The organism is Paraburkholderia sp. J10-1, assembly GCF_905220165.1.
In the GTDB taxonomy this organism is placed as follows: Bacteria; Pseudomonadota; Gammaproteobacteria; order Burkholderiales; family Burkholderiaceae; genus Paraburkholderia.
Window position 1 is genome coordinate 1,146,876 of the sequence record NZ_CAJMYW010000002.1, and the last position, 19,186, is coordinate 1,166,061.

A 19,186-nucleotide genomic window follows, 5' to 3' on the forward strand; every position below is an offset into this window, starting at 1 on the left:
GTTCACCGAAGATTCAGAAAATCGAGCGTCCGGTGCGCGTCGTCAACCACTCGAGCGCCAGCGAACCCACCAGCGAATTGCCCGTCGCGTCGAGCCCCGGCGACCACACGCACACCGCGAATTCGCCGGGCAGCACCGCGATAATCCCGCCGCCCACGCCGCTCTTCGCAGGCAAGCCCACGCGGTAGACGAAATCGCCCGCCGCGTCGTAGGTGCCGCAGGTCAGCATCAGCGCCGAAAGCCGCTTGGCCGAACTCGCGTCGAGCACAGGTTCGCCGCTTGCGGGCGAGACGCCGCCGTTCGCGAGGAACAGCGCCGAGCGCGCCAGTTCCACGCAGCTCATCGAGATCGCGCACTGGCGGCAATAGGCGTCGATCACGGCGTCGGCGGGCATTTCCAGGTTGCCGAAGCTCGCAATGAAATGCGCCATCGCGCGATTGCGCTCGGCGTGCGCGAGTTCCGACTGCGCGACGCGCAGGTCGTAGCCGATGCCGGGCTCGCCCGAGAGCCGCCGCATGAAATCGACGAGCGCGGTTTCCGCCTGCACGAAACGGCGGCACAGCACGTCGGTCACGACGAGCGCGCCCGCGTTGATAAACGGATTGCGCGGCTTGCCCCCCTCGAATTCGAGCTGCACGAGCGAGTTGAACGCCGTGCCCGAAGGCTCGCGGCCCACGCGCTGCCAGAGCGCGTCGCCGAGCAGCTGGAACGCGAGCGTGCACGCGAACAGCTTCGAAATGCTCTGGATGGAAAAGCGCACGTCGGCGTCGCCGGTGCGGTACACCTGGCCGTCCACGGTCACGATGGCCATGCCGAAGTGATCGGCGCGCACCGTGGCGAGTTCGGGAATGTAGTCGGCAACGCGGCCCGTGCCGATATACGGCTGCAGGTCGCGATGGATCGCGTCGAGGATGGGCGTGTAGTCGAACGTGTGATTCATGGGCGGCGCAGGGCAGTCGCGGCGGAGCGTCCGCCGCGGTCCCGCGATTGTAGCGGCTCGCACCGACCGCCACGGCATCGTTGTGCGCTACTCGCCGTCTGCTTTCATTTCGCGCAGATGCTTGTAGACCGTCGCCCGCCCCATGCCCAGCACCTTCGCCACGTAGTTGGCCGAACTCTTGCCCTTGAACGCGCCTTCGGCATACAGCGCCTCAACGAGTTCACGCCGGTGCTCGCGCGTGAGCGAATTGAGCGCGATCTGCCGCTCGCGCAGCCAGCCGTGCAAAAAGGTGTTGATGCGCTCCTGCCAGTCGTCCTTGAAGAGTTCGTCGGGCTGCGCGATCACGCCCGCGCCGCGCAGGAACAGGTCGAGTGTGGCCTGCACGTCCTGGAAAGCGGCGATGTTGAAGTTGATGCACATGATGCCCGCGGCGCGCCCTTCGTCGTCGAACAGCGCCGTGCTCACGCAGCGCATGCGCCTGCCGTCCCAGTTCACCTTCTCGTAGGGGCCGATCAGCTTGTTGCGCGTGGTTTCCTCGACGTCTTCGAGTGCCGAGTCGTCGCCGATCTCGCGCTTCGAAAGATTGTTCGAGAGGTAGGCCACGGTCTGGTCCGCGAGGTCGTGAATCACGACTTCCGCGAACGGGAAGAACAGCGTCGTGATGCTGTCCGCCACGTGCGCGTAGCGCGCGAGCAGCAGGTCGCGCGACGTTTGCGGGCTCGCGGTTTTTTTCACACGGATGGTGTCGCTTTCTCGTTTCGGCATCGGGCGGGGACCGGGTTGCGGCAGGAAGGACGTCGATGATACTGCCATCGCTCGACGCCGCGTATCAACGGACGTTGCGCAGATGCTCGTACAGCGCGTGCGCGACGGCCATGTCTTCGAGACCGAGGCCGATCGAGCGGAAGAACGCATGCCGCGCGTACGCGGGCCGCGGGCACGCGTCGTTGGCGAGTTCCGCGAGATCGCCCACGATCGATTCCGGCGACCAGCCGTGCTCGCGCGCGGCCAGCACCATTTCGCCCGCGCTTTGCGGCGTGGTGTGGCGATAGTCGCAGTAGACGTCGAGCGAGGGGAGCGCTGCCGGATCGATCTCGTGGGCCTGCGCGACGTTCGTGCTGATCGACGTAATGAGCGCGGGCTTCGTGAGGGCGTCCAGCGCGAGAACCGGCTTGCCCGACGAGGTGCACAGCATCACCACGTCGGCGTCGTGCACGCATGCTTCGGTCGTCTGCGCCACGCTTGCGCGTGGGTCGAGCGCACGCAGTTCGGCCTGGCGCGCAGCGTCGCCCGCGAGCTTTGGCGAATACACGCGAATGCTCTCCCACGCGCGCAGCGGCGCAACATGGCGAATGTGCGCGAGCGCGACGGCGCCCGAGCCGATCACGGCGAGGCGCTTCGCCTCGCGCGGCGCGAGCTGGTCGACGGCGAGCGCCGTGGTGCCCGCGGTGCGTTCCGTGGTGAGCAGCGCCGAGTCGCACCACATGAGCGGCTGGCCCGTCTTCATCGACATCAGCGCGGTCCAGGCGGTGATGACGGGCGGCTGGCCTTCGGCGCCCGCGATGTACGGCGAGAGCTTGGCGCCGAACACGCCGGCTTGCGCCAGCACGCCGAGATAGGTGATGAAGTCGCCAGCCTGCTTCGGAAACAGGGTCAGGGTTTGCGGCGGCTGCACGGCGTCGCCGCGGCCCAGCGAGGCGAACAGGCGGCCGAGTTCGCCGCGCACGTCGAGGCTGGGCAGGGCGGCGCGCACCTGGGCGGCATCGACGACGAGCGGCGCGGCGGTAGGTTGGGACGTCATGGTCATGCTGGGGCTCCGGAATCACGGTGTAGACATTTTTGTCCATTCTAGACTTTCTTTTTATTTTTCGTCTATATTCCTCCTGCGGCCGCGGCCCTCGTGAAAGGGCGCCACACGAAAGCGCACCGCGCTTGAACAGACACTTATTACGATTTGGGTGACGACGATGAACAGGAAGACGATTCGCTTCGCGGCTGCGGCCAGCCTTGCGTGCTTTGCGGGTTTGACGGCGGGCGCGGCGCACGCGCAGGACCCGAAAACGCTGCGCTTCGGCGTGGAGGCGTCCTATCCGCCGTTCGAGAGCAAGACGCCCACGGGCGATCTGCAGGGCTTCGACATCGATATCGGCAACGCCGTGTGCCAGAAGCTGCAGGTGAAGTGCGTGTGGGTGGAGAACAGCTTCGACGGCCTGATCGCCGCGCTCGAGGCGCGCAAGTTCGACGTCATCAATTCGGCGATGAATATCACCGACAAGCGTCGTCAGCAGATTGCGTTCACGCCCGCCATTTACGTCATGCCGATCCAGATGGTCGCGAAACGCGGCTCGGGTCTCGAGCCCACGCCCGCGAGCCTGAAGGGCAAGTCGGTGGGCGTGCTGCAGGGCTCGACGCAGGAAGACTACGTGCGCAAGCACTGGGGCACGCAAGGCGTGAACGTGGTCACGTATGAGAACCAGGACCAGATTTTCGCGGACCTCGCGGCCGGGCGTCTGGACGGCGCGGTCCAGGAGGTGCAGACCGCCACCGACGGCTTCCTCTCGAAGCCCCAGGGCAAGGGCTTCGACTTTGCGGGGGCGCCGCTCAAGGACCCGTCCACGCTCGGCGAAGGCACCGGCTTCGGCATGCGCAAGGACGACGCGGCGCTCAAGGCCAAGGTGGTCGCGGCCATCGACTCGCTGCGCCAGGACGGCACGCTCACGAAGCTGTCGATGAAGTACTTCGGCCGCGATATCGTCGCGAAGTGATCGTCATGACTTCGGTGTTCAGGGCAGATTCATGACCAGGAGCGCGATCGTTCTCGGCGCGGGCATCGCGGGCGTGAGCGTCGCGCTGCATTTGCAGGCGCGAGGCGTGCAGGTCACGCTCGTCGACCGCCGCGAGCCTGGCGAGGAAACGAGCCACGGCAACGCGGGGTTGATCGAGTCGTCGTCGGTGGTGCCCTACGGGTTCCCGCGCGACTGGCGCACGCTGCTGCGCCTCGTGCGCAACGATTCGACGGTGCTGCGCTATGACGTGCGCTCGCTGCCCGCCTACGCGCGCTGGCTCGCATCGTTCTGGCGCGAGTCGTCGCCTGCGCGGCTCGCGCAGGCCGCGCGGGACATGCTGCCGCTCATCGAGCGCAGCGTGGCCGAGCACGACGCGCTCGTCGCCCGTGCGGGCCTGCGCGACATCGTGCGGCCCGTCGGCTGGCTCGAAGCGTGGCGCTCGCCCGCTGGCTTCGAGCGTGAAACGCATGCGGCGCAAGGCGTGGCCGACGCACACGGCCTGCATGTGCAGATGTTCGACGCGCAGCGCTTGCGCGCGCTTGAGCCTTCGCTTGCTGACGGCTATGCGGGCGCGATCCACTGGATCGATCCCGCGAGCGTGGCGGACCCGGGCGCGTTGACGAAGGGTTACGCACAACTGTTTCTGCGCGACGGCGGCACGTTCGTGCGCGGCGATGCGCGCACGCTCGCAGCCGACGGCAAGGGCTGGCGCGTGCAGACCGCCGACGGTCCGGTGAGCGCCGAGCTTGCCGTCGTCGCGCTCGGTCCGTGGTCGGATCTCGTGACACAGCCGCTCGGTTACCGCGTGCCGCTCATGGTCAAGCGCGGTTATCACATGCACTACGCGAGCGAGGCGCGCGCGCCGCTCGTGCGTCCGGTGGTGGATATCGAAGGCGGCTATGTGGTCGCGCCGATGCGCCGCGGACTGCGGCTCACGACGGGCGTGGAGCTTGCCACGCGCGAGCGTCCGCCGAACTACGCGCAACTCGACGCGGCGGAGCGCGAGGCGCGCCCCGTGTTCGGCCTGGGCGCGCGGCTCGACGAAACGCCGTGGATGGGTTTGCGCCCCTGCACGCCCGACATGCGTCCGGTGCTTGGGCCCGCGCCGCGCCATAACGGGTTGTGGTTCGCGTTTGGCCACAACCACCATGGCCTCACGCTCGGGCCGGTCACGGCGCGCCTCGTTGCCGAGCAGATCGTCGGCGAAACGCCGTTTATCGATCCCGCGCCGTATTTGCCCGCGCGCTTCGGCTAAACCCGGCGGGTCAGTGCGCCCCCGCCGCGCCGCCGCCTCCGCCGCCCCTCGTCGACTTCGTGATCCAGATAAGCGGAATGATCACGAGAAAGATGACCGCCGAGATATAGAAAATGTCGTTGAGCCCCATCATGGCGGCCTGCGAAGTGAGCTGGAAGTCGAACAGCGCGCGCGCGGACGGCTCGCTCAGATTCAGCACCTTCTGGGTCTGTTCGATTGCCTGGACGAAAATCGGGTTGCTGACCGAAGCCTGCTCGGTGAGCCGCGCGTGATGCAGGATCGTGCGGTTATTCCAGGCATTCGTCGCGATCGACGTGCCCACCGCGCCGCAGAACACACGCACGAAGTTCGAGAGGCCCGCCGCCGCCGGCACGCGGCTCGGCGGCTGTCCCGAGAGAATGATGGCCGTGAGCGGCACGAAGAAGAGCGCCATGGGGATGCCTTGCAGCAGCGTGGGCAGCACGAGATGGAAGGTGTCGATTTCGAGCACGTACCGCGAGCGCATATAGAACACCCCGGCGAACAGCACGAACGCGATCGTCGCGATGATGCGCGCGTCGGAGCGCGGCAGGAGTCGCCCCACCACGGGCGAGAGCAGCAGCGCGAAGATGCCCAGCGGCGCGGTGACGAGGCCCGCATCCACCGAGCGGTAATTCAGGTACTCCTGCATCCATTGCGGCAATAACACGAGATTGCCGAAGAACACGCCATAGGCCACGGAAATCGCGATCGTGCCGCCCAGAAAATTCCGTTGTCCGAACAAACGCAAATCGACGATCGGGTGGTCCTCGGTCAGCTCCCACACGAGAAAGAACGCGAAGCTGATGAGCGCGACGAGGCCGAGCGTGACGATCACGGGCGAGTTGAACCAGTCCAGGTCCTTGCCTTTGTCCAGCATGATCTGGAGCGAGGCGACCCACGCGATCAAGAGGCCGAGGCCCACCACGTCGATGGGCGGCTTGCGCGTGGCCGATTCGCGGTTGCGGTAGATCGACCACGTCACGAAGGCCGCGAAAATGCCCACCGGAATGTTGATATAGAAGATCCACGCCCAGTTGTAGCTATCGGTGATCCAGCCGCCTAGTGCCGGACCCGCGATCGGGCCGACGGTCGTCGTCATGGCCCAGAACGCGAGCGCGCTCGCCGATTTGTCCTTCGGCCAGGACCCGAGCAGGATGGCTTGCGAGAGCGGAATGAGCGGGCCGGCCACGGCGCCTTGCAGCACGCGCGCGACGAGCAGGAAGGGCAGGGTCGGCGCGATGCCGCACAGCCACGACGCCAGCACGAACGAGAGGATCGAGGTGATGAACAGGCGCACCTGGCCAAAGCGCTGCGTGAGCCAGCCGGTGAGCGGAATGGAAACGGCGTTGGCCGCCGCGAACACGGTGATGACCCACGTGCCTTCGTCCACGGAAACGCCCATGTCGCCGGAGATGGTCGGAATGGCGACGTTGGCGATCGACGTGTCGAGCACGTTCATGAAGGTCGCCAGCGACACCGCGATGGTGCCGAGGAGCAGCCTGCCCCCCTGGAGCGGCGGCGGTGGCGCGGGCGGCGGCGATGCAGCGGCGGGTGAGTTCAAGCGTGTTCTCCGCGTGTTCGGTTTGCGGCACAGGATACCTGCAATCGTCCTGGCTCATCGCCGGCCGCGGAGCATCCCCATGCGGTGCAGGGTGATCGCGCTTGCGAACGGCTTTCGCGCGCGATGGCGCGGCTCTTTATGTAATGCCAGGAAATGGAGTCTTTCATACACGCGGCGCGTGGCGAGCGTATCCTTGCGCCTGCCGCGCGCCGCGCAAAAAGCGTGCACTGGACACACAATACGTTTGTAAGCACAGGGGAGGACCGACCATGAGCTGGGAAGCATTTGAAGGGGGCTGGCGTCTCGCGCCGGCCGATGGCGCCGCGCGCGCGCTCGTCGTGCTGCTGCACGGCGTAGGGAGCAACGCACAGGACCTCACGCCGCTCGCCGACGTGTGGCGCGATGCGCTGCCGGGCGTCGCGTTCGTGTCGCTCGACGGCAGCGAACCGTTCGACGGCGGCTTTGGCGGACGCCAGTGGTTCAGCCTGCGCGACATCAGCGAGAGCAATCGCGAGGCGCGCGTCGTGGCGGCTTCGCAGGTGCTCGAGCGCCGGCTCGAGGCCGAACTCGCCCACTGGGGGCTCGGCCACGACGCGCTCGCGCTGGTGGGCTTCTCGCAAGGCTCGATCATGTCGCTCTACCACGTGGCCACGCAGGCGGCCGGTGCGGCCGCCGTGGTCGCCTATGCGGGCCGGCTCGTCACGCCCGTGGTCGCAAAAAGCCGCACGGTGCTCACGCTCGTGCACGGCGAGGACGACGAGGTGATTCCGGCGAGCGAACTGGAGCGCGCCGCCGTCGCCTTCAGCGATGCGGGCTTTGCCGTCACCGCTTTCGCGCTGCCGGGCGTGGGCCACACGATCACGCCGCAGGGCGTCATGCTCGGGCGCGACGCGCTGGTGCGCGCGCTCGCGCATGCCTGATTGCCCCGTCTACCGGATGGCTGGCGGGGTACGAGGTCGGACCCCGTTAAGCCGCGAAAATATGCCTTAATGCAGGGAAATCGGTATAAAAGGGCAGCCGTATAAGCCCGCAGTGTCGTATTTCGGCCATATTTTCCGGATAACCTATGCAGTTATTTCTGGACCGGCTAAAGTTCGCGCCGGTCGCGGCCGTTAATACGGGGAGTCGCCGCGACCTTATCGGCCGCGTAGGCCCGTTCCGCCCGGCGCGCGGCTAGTTCGCGCTGCCTGGATGAGGCTGCCATCGGGAATGCCATCCGTCGGCGCATCGTCTGCCGGGTCGCCAAAGAAACCGAACATCAGACCAATATGGCCCGAGCCAAGCCGCATTCTCTCTTTTCCAAAAGGCTGTTCCGCCAGGACGTGGCGCTCGATCTCGGTACGGCCAACACGCTGATCTATACCGCCGACAAAGGCATCGTGCTGAACCAGCCCTCCGTGGTCTGCTTCGAGCGGCGCGCGGGCGCGAGCGAGACGACGGTGGCCGCGGTGGGCCGCGAGGCGAAGGATCTGCTCGGTCGCGCGCCGGCCAATCTGGAAACGGTGAGGCCGCTTTCGCACGGCGTGATCGCCAATTTTTCCGCTGCCGAACACATGATGCGCCGCTTCGTGGCGATGGCGCAGCCGCGCCGTCTGCTCGGGCGCCGTGCCGCATTCACGGTGTGCGTGCCGGCGGGGGCGACGCGCGTCGAGCGCCGCGCCATTCGCGAGGCGGCCTTCGCGGCGGGCGCCGCGAGTGTGAACCTGATTGGCGAGTCGCTCGCTTCGGCGCTCGGTGCAGGGCTGCCGGTGCATGCGGCAACGGGCTCGATGGTCGTGGACATCGGCGGCGGCACCACGGAAGTGGGCATCGTCGCGCTGGGCGGCGTGGCGTGCAGCGGGTCGGTGCGCGTGGGCGGCGACCAGTTCGACCGCGCGATCGTCGACCATGTGCGCACGCTCTATGGCGTCGTGCTGGGCGACCAGACCGCCGAACACCTGAAAAAGTCGATTGGCTGCGCGCTCTACGGCGAACCCGTCGAACGCATGCGCGCGACCGGGCGCAGCATGGAAGACGGCCTGCCGCGCACGGTCGAAATCACGAGCCACGACGTGGCGGACGCGCTGGCCGCGCCGTTGCGTCTCGTGATCAACGCGGTGCGGCAGGTGCTCGAGACGGCGCCCGCCGAACTCGTCACCGATATCGCCGATAGCGGCATCGTGCTCACGGGCGGCGGCTCGCTGCTCCAGCGGCTCGATCAGTGTCTCGCCGCCGAGCTCGGCGTGACCGTGCGCGTGGCCGACGAGCCGCTTACCTGCGCGGTGCGCGGCGCGGGCGCGGCGGCCTCGCTCATGAACGAGCACGTGTTCGAATTCGTCGAATAACGGCGCCAGCCGACTGGCGACGAAGCGGCGCTGCGGGAGCGCGCCGCCGCGCCAGGCGCACGCGGCGCGGGCGTGGGACAATACGCCACTTTGCCGGCGTGCGCCGCGATGGGCTGCCCGCGAGCCTTCGCGGTGCGCCGCTGTCCCGCTGTCCCGTTGCCTCCACATCGTCCAGCCGTGAATCCAGCCGTTTTTCCGGCCCCCGGTACGTTCATCGAACTGCCTGGCGGCCTGCCTATGCCCTATATCGAACGGGGCGAGGGCGAACTCCTTCTCTTCGTGCACGGCTCGCTGTGCGACTACCGTTACTGGCAGCCGCAGCTGGCCGGCCTCGCGCCGCACTATCGCTGTGTTTCGGTGAGTCTCACGCATTACTGGCCCGCCGGGGACGCCGCACGCGCTCAGCCCTTCAGCTGGCGGCAGCACGCGGATGACCTTGCCGCGTTCGTCGAGGCTATGGGTGCTGGCCCGGCACACGTGATCGGGCATTCGCGCGGCGGCCTCGTGTCGTTCCAGTTCGCGCGGCGTCATCCGCAGCACGTGCGCACGCTCACGCTCGCCGACCCGGGCGGCCCGGTGCAGCAGCCGGGCCAGACGCTCGCCACGCTGCCCGAGACCGTCAATGCGCTGCGCGCCCGCGCGGTGGCGCTGATCGAGTCGGGCCAGGTGGACTCGGGGCTGGAGCTGTTCGTCGATTCGGTGAGCCGGCCCGGCTTCTGGGCGAAGAGTACGCACGCGTTTCGCCGCATGGCCACCGACAACGCCCACACGCTTGGGCCGCAGTTTCAGGATCCGCTGCCCGCGTACACGCGCGAGCACACCGCCGAAGTGCAATGCCCCGTGCTGCTGATCGATGGCGAGTTGAGTCCCGAAGTGTTCCACCGGGCCGTGGCCGCGCTCGAAGCGTGGCTGCCCGATGCGCGCCGTGCGACGGTGGCGGGCGCATCGCATGGAATGAATCTGGCGCGGCCCGCGGCGTTCAACGAAATGATCGATCGATTCGTGAGCGGGCACGGACGCTGAGGCACACTAAGGCACACTGAGCCAGGCAGACGCGCGCTGATGCAAAAATGGCGGCCCCGCAATGGGGCCGCCATTTTTTAACTGCGGTAAATATCGCAGTCCGAACGACCTGTGCTTAGTCGCGGCCGTGCGCGTGTGCGTCCAGCTTGTGCTCGGCAGCCTCGCCCACGAGGCCCGCATAGTAGAGGTGCACGCCGATCGCGAGCGAATCGTTGCGGATTTCGTGGAAGGCCTTCCATGCCTTCGCGGGATCCTTGAACACGAGATAGTGCGCTTCCTGCGAAACGAGGCGGGCGACCTGGTGCAGGCCGTGGCCGTTGAGCGCGTTCACGAGGTGATCGAGGCTGCGGTGCGTGCGCGCGTCGGTGCGCGGATACAGCATGTGCAGCACGGCAACGCGTTCGTTGGCGAGCGCCGCCGAGAGTGCGACAACGATGTCCTGATGATTGAGTGCCGTGACGACGGCGCCCTCTGCTTGTTCGTCTTCTGCGAACAGGGTATCGACCGAGATGTTCATCTGTTGCTTCCTTACGTTTTGCTTTAAGCGCGTGTGGCGGTGAAAAGCCCGCGAGTGGTACCGGGCTAGATTACAAAATGCAAGTAATGGAAAACCCTTGCATGTCAAGCAGTATCGCAAAGATAGGGTGCGACATGTTGCGCTGCAAGAGAAAAATATTGTTGCAGGAATCGGCGTTAAGGAAGCCGCAAGCTTGGCAGTGTTGCGGTCTTGAGGAGGGATTGTTGCTGGCTGCGCTATCAATCGATGCTGCGCCGCGCCGTAGAATGCGGCATGCGGTCGCAGCACTGCCGGCCCGGACGAATGGGTACCCGGCGGCTGCGTCCTGTTGCGCGAAGTTTTGCGAAGTTTTTGCGAAGTGACAGCAATTCAAGGACACACAATGATCGACTCGAAGACACACGCCACGCTCACGATCCCCGGCCAGGCTGAAGGCGTTCAGCTGCCGGTCTACAAGGGCACCATCGGCCCGGACGTGATCGACATCCGCAAGCTGTATGGCCAGACCGGCATGTTCACGTACGACCCGGGCTTCATGTCCACGGCGGCGTGCAACTCGGCGATCACCTATATCGACGGCGACAAGGGCGAGCTGCTGTACCGCGGCTACCCGATCGACAACCTCGCGCAAAACGCCGACTTCCTCGAAAGCTGCTACCTCCTGCTCAAGGGCGAACTGCCCACGCAGCAGCAGAAAGACGAATTCGTCTCGATGGTCACGAACCACACGATGGTTCATGAGCAAATGCACTTCTTTTTCCGGGGGTTCCGCCGTGACGCACATCCGATGGCGATTCTGGTGGCGGCGGTCGGCGCACTGTCCGCGTTCTATCACGACTCGCTCGACATCAACGACCCGACGCATCGCGAGGTGTCTGCGATCCGCATGATCGCCAAGCTGCCGACGCTCGTGGCCATGGCTTACAAGTACACCATCGGCCAGCCGTTCGTGTATCCGCAGAACGATCTCTCGTACAGCGCGAACTTCATGCGCATGATGTTCTCCGCGCCGAGCGAGGAGTACAAGGTCAACGACGTGCTCGTGCGCGCGCTCGACCGCATCCTGATCCTGCACGCCGACCACGAGCAGAACGCTTCGACCTCGACGGTGCGTCTGGCGGGTTCGTCGGGCGCGAACCCGTTCGCGTGTATCGCGGCCGGTATCGCCTGTCTGTGGGGACCGGCGCACGGTGGTGCGAACGAAGCCGCACTGAACATGCTCGAAGAAATCGGCTCGGTCGATAACATCCCGAAGTTCATCGAGCAGGTGAAGGACAAGAACTCGGGCGTGAAGCTGATGGGCTTCGGCCACCGCGTGTACAAGAACTACGACCCGCGTGCGAAGCTCATGCGCGAGACGTGCTACGAAGTGCTGAACGAACTGGGCCTGCACGACGATCCGCTCTTCAAGCTCGCCATGCAGCTCGAAAAGATCGCGCTCGAAGACGAATACTTCGTGTCGCGCAAGCTGTACCCGAACGTCGACTTCTACTCGGGCATCGTGCAGCGCGCGCTGGGCATTCCGACCGCGATGTTCACGTGCATCTTCGCGATGGCGCGCACGGTGGGCTGGATCGCGCAGTGGAACGAGATGATCGCCGACCCCGAGCAGAAGATCGGCCGTCCGCGTCAGCTGTTCATCGGCGAAACGCTGCGTGAGGCCAAGCCGATTTCGCAACGCTGATGCGCTGAGCGCGCCGCTTACGGCGTGCTCCATGCTGTGCCTCCTCGGGCGCCTGCACGTTATGTCGTGCCGGCGCCCGCAATTTTTTCCGCGCACGTTCCTTGCTCGCGCCGGGATTTGCCACCGATTTCGCGCGTATCCTTCGCATATTCTTCACGCATTGGCTGCCAACGCGTGCGCCGAAGCCACTACAATCATCCGCAAGCGAACCGTACCGTAACCATTTGCATGGGACCCAGGAGGCACGCAATGCAGGATCCTGAAACACTCGGGGGCGTCACGCGCTCAAGCGGCGTGGATCATCCCGCTCAAGAAACCGACGGCGCGTTCATCGCGCCCGAAACGCCCGAGGTCGCAAGCGCCGACCAGCATGTGCTGAAGTCGGGCGGCACCTTCATCGTCAACGATCCGCTTGGCGACATTACCGGCATCGACGACGGCCTCTTCGTCAACGACACGCGCGTGCTCTCGTCGCTGCGTCTCACTTTCGGCGGGCGCGTGCCCTCGCTGCTTTCGGGCAGCGTGAGCAGCGACAACGCCGTGTTCACGGCCCACCTCACCAATCGTCCGCTGCCGCCGCTTGGCGGCACCACCACGCCCGAAGGCGTGATTCACGTGCAGCGCGAGCGCGTGCTCTCCGGCACGATGATGACCGAGGCCATCGAACTCACGAACTACGGCACCGAAGACGCCGTGGTGCCGCTCTCCATCTCGTTCGCGAGCGACTTCCGCGACATGTTCGAAGTGCGTGGCCTGAAGCGGGAAAAACGCGGCACGCTCATGCCGCCGCGCGTGGAAGACGGCGAGGTGCGGCTCGAATACATCGGGCTCGACCACGTGGCGCGGCGCGTGCGTATCGAGTTCTCGCCCACGCCGAGCAAGCTCCTCGCCGACCGCGCGGACTTTACGGTCGATCTGCCCGCGCAGGCGTGCGTCTCGATCTATCTCACGGTGGCGATCGAAGTGGAGGCGCTGCCCGACGCCGCACCGGGCACGCAGAGCGCGGGCATCTTCCAGCCGCCGCATTGCCTCGCGAACTCGCAGGAGCAGCGCGTGGGCCGCGCGGCCGTGCGCGCCGCGCTGGTCGACTCGCATATCGTGATGCGCGAACGCCGCCGCGCGGCGGCGCGCCTGCGCTCGAGCAATCCGCTCTTCAATGCGTGGATCAACCGCTCGATTGCCGATCTGGGGCTGCTCACCACCGACCTGCCGACCGGCCCGTATCCGTATGCGGGCATCCCGTGGTTCTCCACGCCGTTCGGCCGCGACGCGGTCATTACGTCGCTGCAAACGCTGTGGCTCACGCCCGCGCTCGCGCGCGGCGTGCTGCGTTTTCTCGCCGAGCATCAGGCGCGCGAGAACTCCGCGTTCCGCGACGCGGCGGTCGGCAAGATCATGCACGAAATGCGCAAGAGCGAAATGGCCGCCACGGGCGAAGTGCCGTTCGCGCTCTACTACGGCGGGGTCGACACCACGCCGCTCTTCGTCGTGCTGGCGGGCGCGTACGTCGAACGCACCGGCGACGTCTCGCTGATCGACGAGTTGTGGCCGGCGCTCGAGCGCGCAGCGGCCTGGGTCGCAGGTGTGTGCGACCGCAACAAACTCGGTTTGCTCGACTACCGGCGCGAATCGGAAGGCGGCCTCGCGAACCAGGGCTGGAAAGACAGCCACGACTCGGTGTTCCATGCGGACGGCCGTTTCCCAGATGGCCCGATCGCGCTCGTCGAAGTGCAGGCGTACGCGAGCGCGGCGTTCGAGACGATGTCGCGCTTCGCCACGCATCGCGGCCAGGTGGAAGACGCGGCGCGCTACGCCGCGCGCGCCGCGAAAATCCGCCGCTGCGTGGAAGAGAAGTTCTGGATGCCGGAGTCGGAGTTCTACGGCATTGCGCTCGACGGTCACGGCGAACTGTGTCGCGTGCTCGCTTCGAATGCGGGGCATCTGCTTGCGTTTGGGCTGCCGCAGGAGGAGCGCGGCCGCGCGGTGGCGGAAGTGCTCGAATCGGCGCTGTTCCACACGGGCTGGGGCGTGCGTACGCTCGCGGCGGGGCAGGCGCGTTTCAACCCCATGGCCTACCACAACGGCTCGGTTTGGCCGCACGACAACGCGCTGTGCGCGCGCGGCCTGGCGCGCTATGGCCGCAAGGCGGCGGCAGTGCGTTTGCTGCAGGCGCTGTTCGAGGCCGCGGTGACGTTCGACATGCGTTTGCCTGAGCTTTTCTGCGGGTTCCCGCGCCGACGCGGCGAGCCGCCCACGGCGTATCCGGTGGCCTGCCTGCCGCAAGCGTGGGCCGCGGGTTCGCCGTTCATGATGCTCGAAGCGTGTCTTGGCGTGACGATCGACGCGGCGCGCAACGAGGTGCGTGTCGAGCAGCCCATGCTGCCCGAAGGCATCGACTGGCTCGAAGTCGGCGATCTGCGCGTGGGCAAGAATACGGTGACGCTGATGTTCCGCCGCGTGGACGGCAAGGTCGTGGCGTCGGCCGATCGTAGCGATGTGAAGGTCGTGGCGTTGCTGTGAGTGAGTTTGGCGCGGGCTTTCAAGGCCCGCGCCTGGCTCATCCATTCTTACTTGCCGGATGGGTGATCGAAGCGCTCCAGCGTGAACTGTGGCGCAACGTAACCCGTCTCTACACCCATCGTGTTGACGATGCGCGGGGCGTCGAATTTGCTTAGTTGTGCAATCTGTTCCGCTGTGCCGATGCCCAGTTGCCTCAACACTTCCACGACGGTGGCATGGAGCGCGGTCAGATCGCCGTCCTCGATCTTCACCGCAATACCCAATGCCGGGCCGCCCGTGTGCGCCGCAGTCGCCGCGTTTGCGCGCACGCCAATCGCATAACTGCCCGCTGCACCCAGCTTGCCGACGAGCGCGCCTTCGAACGCGTTCATGAGCGCCGTGCAGAAGCGGCCTTCGCCCGCCACGAGTTCCGGATACGACGTCATCGCGCGATAGATGTGGGCGAGCGCTTGTGAGCGCGAGTCGGTCGCGATAGTGACGTGATCCTGCGCGTCTGCGAGCTTGACAAAGAGCCGCGCGAGCCGGTCGAGCGGGAAGGCCGGCGTAGGCAGATTGCAGCCGTCGATGCCCCACTCGACGCCCGTCTCGGGGAGATCGCAAACCTCGGCCACGACGCGTTTCACATGCTGCTGCAAGGGATGCGAAGGCAGATGGTAGTCGGCCAGCGCCGCGCCGATGGAGCGCGCGCCCGCAAGCATGCCTGCGTGCTTGCCCGAGCAGTTGCTGCACACTGCGCCCGGCGTGAAGTCGCGCTTGATCCACGCCTTGTACACGGCGTCGGACAACGGCGGATGGCCGCCGCAACGCAGGTCCGACTCCGAAGCGGACACCTTGGCGAGCATCGCGCGCGTACGCTCGATATGGCGGTCCTCGCTGCTGTGCGAGGCGCACATGAGCGCGAGATCGGCGTCGTCGAAGCCGAAGCGCGCAAGCGCCCCCGTCTCGGCCACGGCGAGCGCCTGCGCGGGCTTGGCCGCCGAGCGCACGAGCGTCATGCGATGCGGGTCGCCGAATGTGTAGAGCAGGCGGCCCTGGGCGTCGACCACGGCAATGTGGGCGACATGCGTGGTTTCGATGACCCCGCCGCGCAGGACTTTTACGGCGGGTTGGGGAGCGCTCGTCGTCATGGTTCGTCTGCCTTGTGCCTCGGATGGGATCGCGCTGCGCGATCGATGTGCGATTCTAATCCGGGCATCCGGCTGGCGGTCTAACGCTTGTCGCGCGCCACTCGACACGCTGCGAGATCCCACGCGCCGCTGCCGACCGTTTTGAACAGCACGGGCGTGCCGTCCTGCTTCGCGCCGTCCGCCACAGCGGAACCGATCGTGCGCACGTCCGCCCAGTCGATGCCGGCCTGCAGCAGGTCGCCGGCTTCTTCGCGCGCGGCTGCCAGATCGTCCACGAACACGCGGCTTGCGCGCACCGTTTCCTGCGCGATTTCGGCGGCGTCGGGCGTGAAGGCGCCAACGCCGATCACGAGCCGGTCGTTGCGGGCCTCGGCGTCATACACGGGCGTCTTGCTCGTGGTCGCGGCGATCACCACATCGACTGATTCGGGCACGGCGCCGTGCGCGGGCGTTGCGTGCACGCCGGATTGCGCGAGGTGAGCGCGGAATGCCTCTTCGGACGCCTCGGTGCGGCCCTTCACGTAGAGCGTTGCCGCTGGATACAGCTGGCCGATTGCCTCGGCATGAAAACGCGCTTGCTGGCCGGTGCCGATCAACAGAAACGCACGCGGCGCGCCTGGGTGAAAGACGCGCATGCCCAGCATCGAGAGCGCCGCGGTGCGCCGCCCGGTCACGGTCGGGCCGTCGAGAATGAACTCGGGCTGGCCCGTCGCGCCGTTGCACACCGTCACCGCGCCGAAGATGGTCGGCAGGCCGAGCGCCGTGTTGGCGGGGCACACGCTCACGAGCTTGTGAATGGCGATGTCGTCGGCGCTGGCGGGCATCGAGAGCATGACGCCGTTGCCCTTGAGCGGCACACCCGTGCGCACGGGTGCGTGAATGCGGCCCGCGTCATGGTCTTGCGCGGCGGTAGCGAGGGCGTCGAGCAGCGCGCCGAAGTCGAGCAGGCGCGCCGTGGCGGTTGCGTCGTAAATCGCGATGGGCTCCATCGAAGAGTCTCTCCTGACAAATGATGCGTGGGTGGGGCGGCGTGAATGGCAGCCGCGGCCTCAAAAGCGGTCGATGCGAAACGGTGCGAGATCGACGGCGGGCGCCTCGCGCGCCATCAATTGTGCGACGAGTTCGCCGGTGAGCGGCCCGAGCGTGAGGCCAAGATGCTGATGGCCGGTCGCGACGAAGGCATTGCGCGCGCCGGAGACCTCTCCGATCATCGGCAGATAATCGGGCAGCGTGGGGCGCTCGCCATACCAGCGGCTCGCGACCTGCGGGGCTGGCTCGCCGGGAAAGAGCGTGTGGAATTGCGTGGCGAGCAGATCGGCGCGACGCCAGTCGGGCGCGCCGCGCGCGCCGAGCTCGACGGTGCCGGCAAGCCGGATGCCTTGCGCCATCGGATTGCACGTGAAGCCGCGCTCGACGAAGCTCACGGGCACGCGCAGCGTGTCTTGCGAGGGTGCGGCGAGCTGGACGTGATAGCCGCGCTCGTTGGTCAGCGGAATCCTCGCGCCGAGTTGCTGTGCGAGTTCGGCGCTACGCGAGCCGGCTGCGATCAACACCTTCGCCGCTGAGTGCGTCTCGCCGTTCAGCGTGACGCCGACGCGGCCGTCGGGCAGGACGCGCAATGCGTCGACGGCGGCGCAAGTGAAACTCGCACCCGCTGCGAGCGCGGCCTCGACAATGCGCACGACGACCTGCTGCGGATTCGTGACCGAAGCCATGCCGGGAAAGTAGCGCGCATGGCTGATATGCGGTGTGAGCGAAGGCAGATAGTCGCGCCGAACCTGCTCAGCCGAGAGCGTCTCGTAGCGCACGCCGTGCCGGTCGAGCAGATCGAGTTGCACGCGTTCCGTTGCGTGCGCAACGGGTTGTTCGAACACGTAGAGCGAGCCGATGTCGCGAAAGAGTTCGGTGGCGATATGCCGATCCAGCAGACGACGCCAGGCTTGCGCCGCGCCCGTTACGAGACTGGCGAGCGCGCGCGTGTTGCGCCGAAAGCGCGGGCGCTGCGCCTGGGCGGCGAACTCCAGCATCCACGGCGCCATGCGCGGCAAGCTGCGCTTGTGCAGACGCAGTGGGCTGTCGCGGCGCAGCAGCATGCGCGAGAGGCCGGCCATCGTCTCGGGGCTCGCGAGCGGCGCGACATGGTCGACCGCGATCAGCCCGGCGTTGCCGAATGAGCAGCCCGAACCGGGCGGCGCGCTGTCGACGATACGCACGCGCAGGCCGCGCTGCGCCAGGTTGAGCGCGGCGCAGGCCCCGACGATGCCCGCACCGATGACGACGACGTCTTCCATGTCTGTCTCGCGACGAAGAAGTGATTTCTTCCGATGCTAACCCAATTATTTCCTATAGGAAACTTTTTTCTGATCGTATATCGTGCACGCTGCGGCCTGCGGATCAGTCGCGGCCTTGCGAGGCGCTGTAGGCGCTTGCCTGCTCGAGCAGCCACGCGCGGAACAGTTCCAGCGGCTTGCCGTGGCTGAGTTCGGTGGGGTAGACGAAGTAGTAGCCGCCATCGGCAATAGCCGGCGCCTCGAACGGAATGACGACGCCAAACCGTTCGAGCTGACCTTCCACGAAGAATTTCGGCACCAGCGCCACGCCGAGCCCGGCGGCGGCGGCTGCGATCAGCATCGTGTGCAGTTCGTAGCGCACGCCGTGCATGGTGGCGTTGTCTTCCACGCCGAGGTCCGAGAACCAGCGCGTCCAGCCGTCCGGGCGCGTGGTGGAGTGCAGCAGCGGGTAGGCGAGCAGTTCATGCGCTTTCTTGATGGGCCGGGCAAGCAGCGACGGCGAACACACCGGCACCACTTCCTCGCCGAACAGAAAATCGGACGACGTGCCGGGCCAGGTCGGCCTGCCGTAGTGGATGGCGGCCTCGAAATGCGATTCCTCGAACGAAAAGGTCTCGGTGCGCACACCCATGTTCACGCGCACGTCGGGCGTGCGGTCGTAGAAGTCCTTGAGGCGCGGAATCAGCCATTCGGAGGCGAAGGTCGGCAGCACCGCGAGTTCCAGATAACCGCCGCCGCTGCCGTGCGCGATGATGGAGAGCGTGTCCCGGTCCAGATTTTCAAGCGCACGGCGCACCTGGGTGCTGTAGAGCCGGCCCGCGCGCGTGAGCACGACCCGTTGCTTGGCGCGCACGAAAAGGCGCACGCCGAGATTCGATTCGAGCGTGGCGATCTGGCGCGACACCGCGCTTTCGGTGAGGAACAGCTCTTTGGCGGCGTGCGTGAAGCTCTCGTGCCGCGCCGCGGCTTCGAACGCCGTGAGCGCGCCGATGTTCGGGATCTTGAACTTGCGCATGTTGATTCCGGAAACTCATCAAGTGACAATTTAATCTCGCTTTACGCGGCGCGCAACCATTCGAATAATGCGTTTCACGTATAGCTGGCCGAAGCCGATGGCCAGCGGCCCGTTTGATGACC

The 19,186-nt window shown here is 66.5% G+C and carries 16 protein-coding genes; 7 read left to right on the forward strand and 9 right to left on the reverse strand.

The window, feature by feature from the left end:
- Positions 1 to 13: 13 nt before the first annotated feature.
- The 3 genes from U5A65_RS11910 to U5A65_RS11920 all read right to left on the reverse strand — a co-directional run bounded on the left by U5A65_RS11910 (position 14) and on the right by U5A65_RS11920 (position 2,741).
- Positions 14 to 940, reverse strand: a complete 927-nt coding sequence (locus U5A65_RS11910) for a glutaminase (protein ID WP_321946358.1) — start codon at positions 938 to 940, stop codon at positions 14 to 16.
- An 87-nt stretch (positions 941 to 1,027) separates the two neighbouring features.
- Positions 1,028 to 1,705, reverse strand: coding sequence for a transcriptional regulator (locus U5A65_RS11915; RefSeq protein WP_321934146.1), 678 nt, complete (start codon positions 1,703 to 1,705; stop codon positions 1,028 to 1,030).
- Between the two features lie 64 nt (positions 1,706 to 1,769).
- Positions 1,770 to 2,741, reverse strand: coding sequence for an ornithine cyclodeaminase family protein (locus U5A65_RS11920; protein ID WP_321946455.1), 972 nt, complete (start codon positions 2,739 to 2,741; stop codon positions 1,770 to 1,772).
- Between the two features lie 166 nt (positions 2,742 to 2,907).
- Here U5A65_RS11920 and U5A65_RS11925 point away from each other — a divergent pair, with 166 nt between their 5' ends.
- Positions 2,908 to 3,705: an ABC transporter substrate-binding protein gene (locus tag U5A65_RS11925; protein ID WP_321946359.1), complete on the forward strand. Its 798-nt coding sequence runs from the start codon at positions 2,908 to 2,910 to the stop codon at positions 3,703 to 3,705.
- A 31-nt stretch (positions 3,706 to 3,736) separates the two neighbouring features.
- Complete coding sequence (locus U5A65_RS11930) at positions 3,737 to 4,981, forward strand: FAD-binding oxidoreductase (protein ID WP_321946360.1); 1,245 nt, start codon at positions 3,737 to 3,739, stop codon at positions 4,979 to 4,981.
- A 10-nt stretch (positions 4,982 to 4,991) separates the two neighbouring features.
- Here U5A65_RS11930 and U5A65_RS11935 read toward each other — a convergent pair whose 3' ends face one another.
- Positions 4,992 to 6,563, reverse strand: coding sequence for a DHA2 family efflux MFS transporter permease subunit (locus U5A65_RS11935; protein ID WP_321946361.1), 1,572 nt, complete (start codon positions 6,561 to 6,563; stop codon positions 4,992 to 4,994).
- 269 nt (positions 6,564 to 6,832) lie between these two features.
- On the opposite strand from U5A65_RS11935, the gene U5A65_RS11940 reads away from it, so the two are divergent.
- The 3 genes from U5A65_RS11940 (at position 6,833) to U5A65_RS11950 (ending at position 9,910) form a co-directional block, all read left to right on the forward strand.
- Positions 6,833 to 7,483, forward strand: a complete 651-nt coding sequence (locus U5A65_RS11940) for an alpha/beta hydrolase (protein ID WP_321946362.1) — start codon at positions 6,833 to 6,835, stop codon at positions 7,481 to 7,483.
- A gap of 348 nt (positions 7,484 to 7,831) precedes the next feature.
- Positions 7,832 to 8,887, forward strand: a complete 1,056-nt coding sequence (locus U5A65_RS11945; protein ID WP_321914589.1) for a rod shape-determining protein — start codon at positions 7,832 to 7,834, stop codon at positions 8,885 to 8,887.
- 237 nt (positions 8,888 to 9,124) lie between these two features.
- Positions 9,125 to 9,910 (forward strand): alpha/beta hydrolase, encoded by a 786-nt coding sequence (locus tag U5A65_RS11950; protein WP_321946456.1) that lies wholly within the window; start codon positions 9,125 to 9,127, stop codon positions 9,908 to 9,910.
- Positions 9,911 to 10,025: 115 nt separating this feature from the next.
- On the opposite strand, the gene U5A65_RS11955 is transcribed toward U5A65_RS11950, so the two are convergent.
- Positions 10,026 to 10,427, reverse strand: a complete 402-nt coding sequence (locus tag U5A65_RS11955) for a hypothetical protein (protein WP_321914590.1) — start codon at positions 10,425 to 10,427, stop codon at positions 10,026 to 10,028.
- Positions 10,428 to 10,809: 382 nt separating this feature from the next.
- Between U5A65_RS11955 and gltA the strand changes: the two genes are divergently transcribed.
- Positions 10,810 to 12,111 carry a citrate synthase gene (gene gltA, locus U5A65_RS11960; RefSeq protein ID WP_321914591.1) on the forward strand — a complete coding sequence of 434 codons (1,302 nt, stop codon included), beginning with the start codon at positions 10,810 to 10,812 and terminating at the stop codon, positions 12,109 to 12,111.
- A gap of 249 nt (positions 12,112 to 12,360) precedes the next feature.
- Positions 12,361 to 14,631, forward strand: coding sequence for an amylo-alpha-1,6-glucosidase (locus U5A65_RS11965; RefSeq protein ID WP_321914592.1), 2,271 nt, complete (start codon positions 12,361 to 12,363; stop codon positions 14,629 to 14,631).
- A 47-nt stretch (positions 14,632 to 14,678) separates the two neighbouring features.
- On the opposite strand, the gene U5A65_RS11970 is transcribed toward U5A65_RS11965, so the two are convergent.
- From U5A65_RS11970 to U5A65_RS11985, 4 genes are all read right to left on the reverse strand, one after another.
- A complete protein-coding gene (locus U5A65_RS11970) occupies positions 14,679 to 15,758 on the reverse strand; it encodes an asparaginase (protein WP_321946363.1) in 1,080 nt (359 codons plus the stop codon).
- An 80-nt stretch (positions 15,759 to 15,838) separates the two neighbouring features.
- Positions 15,839 to 16,747: a bifunctional Delta(1)-pyrroline-2-carboxylate/Delta(1)-piperideine-2-carboxylate reductase gene (gene lhpI, locus U5A65_RS11975; protein ID WP_321946364.1), complete on the reverse strand. Its 909-nt coding sequence runs from the start codon at positions 16,745 to 16,747 to the stop codon at positions 15,839 to 15,841.
- 60 nt (positions 16,748 to 16,807) lie between these two features.
- A complete protein-coding gene (locus U5A65_RS11980) occupies positions 16,808 to 18,049 on the reverse strand; it encodes an FAD-binding oxidoreductase (protein ID WP_321946365.1) in 1,242 nt (413 codons plus the stop codon).
- 103 nt (positions 18,050 to 18,152) lie between these two features.
- The gene (locus U5A65_RS11985; RefSeq protein ID WP_321946366.1) at positions 18,153 to 19,064 is read right to left on the reverse strand and encodes a LysR family transcriptional regulator; all 912 of its coding nucleotides are present in this window, start codon (positions 19,062 to 19,064) and stop codon (positions 18,153 to 18,155) included.
- Positions 19,065 to 19,186 lie beyond the last annotated feature (122 nt).

What these genes read in the sequence shown, in the direction of transcription:
- U5A65_RS11910 (WP_321946358.1), bottom strand. Translation starts at nt 940, where the DNA reads ATGAATCACACGTTCGACTACACGCCCATCCTCGACGCGATCCATCGC.
- U5A65_RS11915 (WP_321934146.1), bottom strand. Translation starts at nt 1,705, where the DNA reads ATGCCGAAACGAGAAAGCGACACCATCCGTGTGAAAAAAACCGCGAGC.
- U5A65_RS11920 (WP_321946455.1), bottom strand. Translation starts at nt 2,741, where the DNA reads ATGACGTCCCAACCTACCGCCGCGCCGCTCGTCGTCGATGCCGCCCAG.
- U5A65_RS11925 (WP_321946359.1), top strand. Translation starts at nt 2,908, where the DNA reads ATGAACAGGAAGACGATTCGCTTCGCGGCTGCGGCCAGCCTTGCGTGC.
- U5A65_RS11930 (WP_321946360.1), top strand. Translation starts at nt 3,737, where the DNA reads ATGACCAGGAGCGCGATCGTTCTCGGCGCGGGCATCGCGGGCGTGAGC.
- U5A65_RS11940 (WP_321946362.1), top strand. Translation starts at nt 6,833, where the DNA reads ATGAGCTGGGAAGCATTTGAAGGGGGCTGGCGTCTCGCGCCGGCCGAT.
- U5A65_RS11945 (WP_321914589.1), top strand. Translation starts at nt 7,832, where the DNA reads ATGGCCCGAGCCAAGCCGCATTCTCTCTTTTCCAAAAGGCTGTTCCGC.
- U5A65_RS11950 (WP_321946456.1), top strand. Translation starts at nt 9,125, where the DNA reads ATGCCCTATATCGAACGGGGCGAGGGCGAACTCCTTCTCTTCGTGCAC.
- U5A65_RS11955 (WP_321914590.1), bottom strand. Translation starts at nt 10,427, where the DNA reads ATGAACATCTCGGTCGATACCCTGTTCGCAGAAGACGAACAAGCAGAG.
- gltA (WP_321914591.1), top strand. Translation starts at nt 10,810, where the DNA reads ATGATCGACTCGAAGACACACGCCACGCTCACGATCCCCGGCCAGGCT.
- U5A65_RS11965 (WP_321914592.1), top strand. Translation starts at nt 12,361, where the DNA reads ATGCAGGATCCTGAAACACTCGGGGGCGTCACGCGCTCAAGCGGCGTG.
- U5A65_RS11970 (WP_321946363.1), bottom strand. Translation starts at nt 15,758, where the DNA reads ATGACGACGAGCGCTCCCCAACCCGCCGTAAAAGTCCTGCGCGGCGGG.
- lhpI (WP_321946364.1), bottom strand. Translation starts at nt 16,747, where the DNA reads ATGGAGCCCATCGCGATTTACGACGCAACCGCCACGGCGCGCCTGCTC.
- U5A65_RS11980 (WP_321946365.1), bottom strand. Translation starts at nt 18,049, where the DNA reads ATGGAAGACGTCGTCGTCATCGGTGCGGGCATCGTCGGGGCCTGCGCC.
- U5A65_RS11985 (WP_321946366.1), bottom strand. Translation starts at nt 19,064, where the DNA reads ATGCGCAAGTTCAAGATCCCGAACATCGGCGCGCTCACGGCGTTCGAA.